Genomic DNA, 4,475 nt, shown 5'->3' with positions numbered 1-4,475 from the left:
GACCACACACGAACTACGCTGAACAAAACGCGGTACAGAAGGGCGCGAACTCGCAGACGTTGGCCGGGTGCGGAACTGGCACCACCACGCGGCGACATGAAGCGACACAGCGGGTGATGGTCGACACTTGCACGACCAGACCAATGCGCACCCGACCACACGGTTACGAGACAACCTTTAGCCTGCTTCGTCATTGGGCTCATCTTGGCTGCCTACGGAATCAATGACAGAATTGCAGCCGCAAGTGAGTACCAGGTTGCCTTCGTCGATTCGGAAGGCGGGTGTTCGGGCGACTCGATCTACCTGGATAGTCGCACGGGGGATCCGGTGCCATGTATCTCTTTCCCTGTCCCTGGCCAGGGACACCATTCAAGAGGGAACGCCATTTACAGCCAAAGAGGAACAAGGAGTTGTAGACTTGGCGCTTGAACTGGGAGTGGATGGTTTGTCCAGTGGCAATAGAGCCGAGATCGAGCGCCTTGTGGACTCGATCGGTGCTGCGAATGGAGACCCGGACGATTCGAGGGACGGGGTTGGCTCGCCTGGCTATATTGTCATTCTCATCGGTCTTCCGCTCTCGCTGGTAGGTGCCATCTGGTCGCTGCGCAGCAGTGTGCGAGGAAAGTAGGTCTGAAGGCCGGGAAACCGGGACCTCACATCGATACCTCGTGGGTCATTCGCAGTTCGCGCCCGTGTAGGAAGTGCTGCATGAGAGGGGCGCCGTGTCTTGGCCATCCTTGTTGTCTTTGCGCACGTGGCGGTGCCAGGAGGGGCATTCGTGCCGAAAGGGTATACGTCCGCTGGAATTCCTGCATCGCTTGGCGTGAGCTGACAGGTTTCAGTGCATGCGGGCGTCGGTATCAAACAGCGTCAGTTCGTGGGGGTGCAGGAGGTGCTGCACGATGAAGCTGCGATCGGCGACTTTCCAAAGGCCCCGGCCGCGGCCCAGGTGGGAGACGGCGTCGGTCTCGACGGACGTCATGCCCAGGAGGGCGGCGGCGGTGTGGAGTTGGTCGGCCTCCTGGCGGTAGATGATGCGGGTGGAGCAGTCGGCGAGGAGGCCCTCGGCGAGGGCGCGGCTGTGTGAGCCGGTGTCGCCGGCGGTGAGCAGGTCGGACAGCCGATGGATGATCAGCATGTTGGCGATGCCCAGGCCGCGGCTCAGCTTCCACTGCGCCTGCATGCGCTGCAGCAGCCCGACGTGCCGCATCAGGCGCCATCCCTCGTCGTAGATGATCCAGCGCCGGCCACCGCGCGGGTCGGCCAAGGCTGCTTCCATCCAGGCTGAGGCGCAGGTCATCGCCAGGACAAGGGCGGTGTCGTCGCCGGCGCCGCCGAGCCGGGACAGGTCGATGGTGAGCATCGGCGCGTTCGGGTCGAAGCTGACGGTGGAGGGGGCGTCGAACATGCCGGCCAGGTCACCGTGAACGAGGCGGCGCATGGCGTGCGCGAGGTCACGGGCCGCTTCTGCAAGGTGTCCCGACACCGTCCCGGCTTCCACGGCTTCGTGGAGTACGCGGGGGTTGTTGAGGGCGGCGGCGATGTCGCCGAGGAGCGGCGGCCGGCGGGTGCCGGCGGCGTGGGTGATGGTGCGGTCGAGGGCGATGTCCAGGGCGGTGTGTTCCATGGGCATCAGGTCCCGGCCCAGGACGGTGCGGGCCAGGGAGCCCAGCAGGAGCAGCCGCCGTTTGCGGATTTCCCCGGCCCAGTCCGTCTCGCCAACGCCGTCGGGGCGTGCGGCGGCGTCCAGAGGGTTGAGCCGGCCGGGCAGCCCGGGCCCGAGAGCGACGGTCCGGCCGCCCAGAGCGGCGGCGACCGGCGTCCATTCCCCCTTGGGGTCGCACGGGATGTAGACGCGGTATCCGAAGGCCAGCGAGCGCAGCGCGATGCTCTTGGCCAGGGCGCTCTTCCCCTGGCCGATCACCCCGGCCAGCATGAGGTTCGGATTCGTGAAGCCCTCGACCTTGCCGTATAGCTCGAAGGGGTCGAACGTGAACGACGCTGCAGCGTGGACGTCGGTGCCGATGTAGATGCCGTCGGCACTGAGGCCGCCTTCGGCGAGGAAGGGATACGCGCCGGCGGCCACTGCGGTGGTCATGCGGTGGGCGGGCAGCTTCAGCCGGTTGTTGCGGGCGGAGGCGGGCCCGGGGCGTCCACTCGGAGGGTAGAGCGCGGCCGTTGCCTCGCCCGTGGCCGGTGCGCGGTCCGTCTGCTGGGTGCCGGCCTGGGCATGTGCCTCGGCAGTGGCTTCGGCGAGGCGGCGGCGGGCTGCCTTGCGGTCGGCGCGGTCGGTTCCGTGGGGGGTGAACAGCGGTGAGGCGGAGGCTCGGATGGCGCGTCGGGCGGGCCGGTGGTTCATCGCGTGCAGGTGGTGGTGTGGGGCTGCCGGTGGTCGGTGGGGGTGGTCTTGCGGCGGATGCTGTGCCCGGCGGCGAGGTGGCGCTGGCAGATCGTGAGCACCGGCGGCCCTTCGGGCAGCCGTTCCGGACGGCACGCTCGGGCGTCGGCGTCGTCTGCCGCGGTGGGGCTGGGCAGTAGGTGGAAGGCGTCGTGGAGTTCGGCGGCGGCTTGCCACAGGCGGGTGTGCGCGGCGGCCAGGCGGCGGCCGGCTGATGGATGCCGGGGCCGGGTGGTCTCGGCGAGGTGGTCCAGGAGCTGGTGCACGGCGGTCAGGTGTGCGTGCAGTACGTCGAGATGCAGGCGGTCCGCCGGGGCGGCCGGCTCTGTCCCCGGACGTGTCAGGGCGCGGGTGTGGTGGCGGATGCCGGCGCTGGCGGCGCGGAGGTAGGGGTGCGCGTCGTCGGTGTGCATGCGCGAGGTCACAAGTGGTCCTTCCTGCCCGAGGCAGGGGCGGTGAACAGGCCACCTGCGGCCGGTGAGGCGTTCGTGGTGGTCACAGGGCGGTGCGGGCGAGCGGCAGTGCCGTGATCGTGAAGGCGTCGGGCTGCTGGTAGTTCAGGCGCCGCAGGTCGACGCCGGTGCCGGCGGCGTGGGTTTCGATCTGGGCGCAGGCGGCGTCGAGGAGGGCGTCGGTGGCGGCGGTGACGGTGACCAGCCCGGTCAGGGCCACGTCCGCGTGCCCGGCCAGGAGTTGGCGTTCGCGGGTTTTGACGTCGGCGTATTCGACGGAGTCTTCCTCGCTGTCGACCTGCCCGCGACGGGCGCGCTCGGTCGCGTCCGCGATGATGGCGGCCTTCTTGCGCTGGACGTCGCGCAGCGCGGCTTGCAGGCCCTGCGGGACGTAGATCAGCGACAGGGTGCGCCGCACGCCGGGTGTGAACATCAGCCCGTGCAGGAATCCCGGAGTCGTCTGGGTGCGGGGCCAGTTCTCCACCCAGTAGGTGGTGTGCCGTGCGCTGTCGGTGGCGAGCCGGTCGTACTCCTCGACTTGGACGACGGGCCCGGCGGCGGCGGGCTCGGCTTCGGCGCGGCCGGTGGTCGACCACTGCTGGAGCGCGGCGAGCGCGTTCGGGTCGTAGGCGGTGCGGACGACGGCGGCGATCTCCCGTGTGGTCAGCCAGCCGGCGACCTGAAGCCCGGCGTTGCGGGCGGCCTGGGCGACGGAGGTGGTCGTCTGCGTCATGACGGTGAACGCGCCGGGCAGCCCGCCGCCGGCCTGGCTGATCAGGCGGCGGGCGGCTTTCAGGTCGAGGGAGATGGCCAGGTAGGTCTCGTGCGGGGCGGCGGCGGGGCCGGCGGAGGTGAGGAGTTCGGAGTAGATCTGGCCGGCGAGCGAAGCCCGGGCCTGGGCCTGCGCGGCGTCGGTCCAGTGCCGGGTCAGCCCGTCGCCGCTGTCCGGGATGGTGCGCTCCAGGACCTGCATGGTGGCGATGTGCCCGGATCGGGCGATCCCGGCCAGGGCGCGTCCCCAGCCGGCCACCTGGTAGTTCTGTGTGGCGGGGTCGAGAAGGACGAATGCCCGGCCGGTGACGCGGGCGATCGCTGTCAGCGTGTGCCGGTGGGGATCGAGCACGGCCGCTGCCCTTGGGCCCGAGCCGCCGGGGGTGACCACCTTCAGGGAGGCGGCGGCGCCGGGCAGGTGCAGGATGCCGTCGTGCCGGGGACGGGTGACGGGCCGGGCGAGCCACAGGGTCTGCCCGGTGCGCCGGCGTTGTGCGTAGCCGGCGACGATCGGCGCCCAGTCGATAAGGGAGCGGCCGTGCCGGCGTACCGCGACCAGCGCAGCGGAGGCCGCCCACAGTGGGGCCAGGGCGACGGCGCCGAGCAGCCCGGTGGTCACCACCGTCATCAGCAGCAGCGCCAGCATGCTGGAGACGAGGACGAGTTGGGGCAGCGAGAGTCCGAGGAGGATGCCGCGGCGGGAGCGGTGCGGGAACTTCACCGTCATCGGCGCGGCGGAAGGATCAGTCAACGAGGCAGGTCCTGACGGGCGCGTGGGCGGAACCCGGGGGCGGGAGACGGCCTACGCCTCCCGCCCCCCGGTTGCTGGGGCGGGTGGATCACGGGCCGGCCGG

Annotated in this window: 3 protein-coding genes; all 3 read right to left on the bottom strand. The window is 70.3% G+C overall.

Annotated features, from left to right (window positions below):
- Nucleotides 1–838: 838 nt before the first annotated feature.
- Nucleotides 839–2,359 carry a VirB4 family type IV secretion system protein gene (locus tag H5J30_RS18880; protein ID WP_181788594.1) on the bottom strand — a complete coding sequence of 507 codons (1,521 nt, stop codon included), beginning with the start codon at nucleotides 2,357–2,359 and terminating at the stop codon, nucleotides 839–841.
- Nucleotides 2,356–2,823 carry a DUF6238 family protein gene (locus H5J30_RS18875; protein ID WP_309505569.1) on the bottom strand — a complete coding sequence of 156 codons (468 nt, stop codon included), beginning with the start codon at nucleotides 2,821–2,823 and terminating at the stop codon, nucleotides 2,356–2,358. The genes H5J30_RS18880 and H5J30_RS18875 overlap by 4 nt, the downstream gene beginning before the upstream one ends.
- A 70-nt stretch (nucleotides 2,824–2,893) precedes the next feature.
- Nucleotides 2,894–4,372 carry an SCO6880 family protein gene (locus H5J30_RS18870; RefSeq protein ID WP_181788593.1) on the bottom strand — a complete coding sequence of 493 codons (1,479 nt, stop codon included), beginning with the start codon at nucleotides 4,370–4,372 and terminating at the stop codon, nucleotides 2,894–2,896.
- Nucleotides 4,373–4,475 lie beyond the last annotated feature (103 nt).

The sequence above is a fragment of the Streptomyces phytophilus genome, from assembly GCF_013870535.1.
Lineage (GTDB): Bacteria > Actinomycetota > Actinomycetes > Streptomycetales > Streptomycetaceae > Streptomyces > Streptomyces phytophilus.
This window is presented reverse-complemented; position numbering and strand designations above follow the sequence as displayed.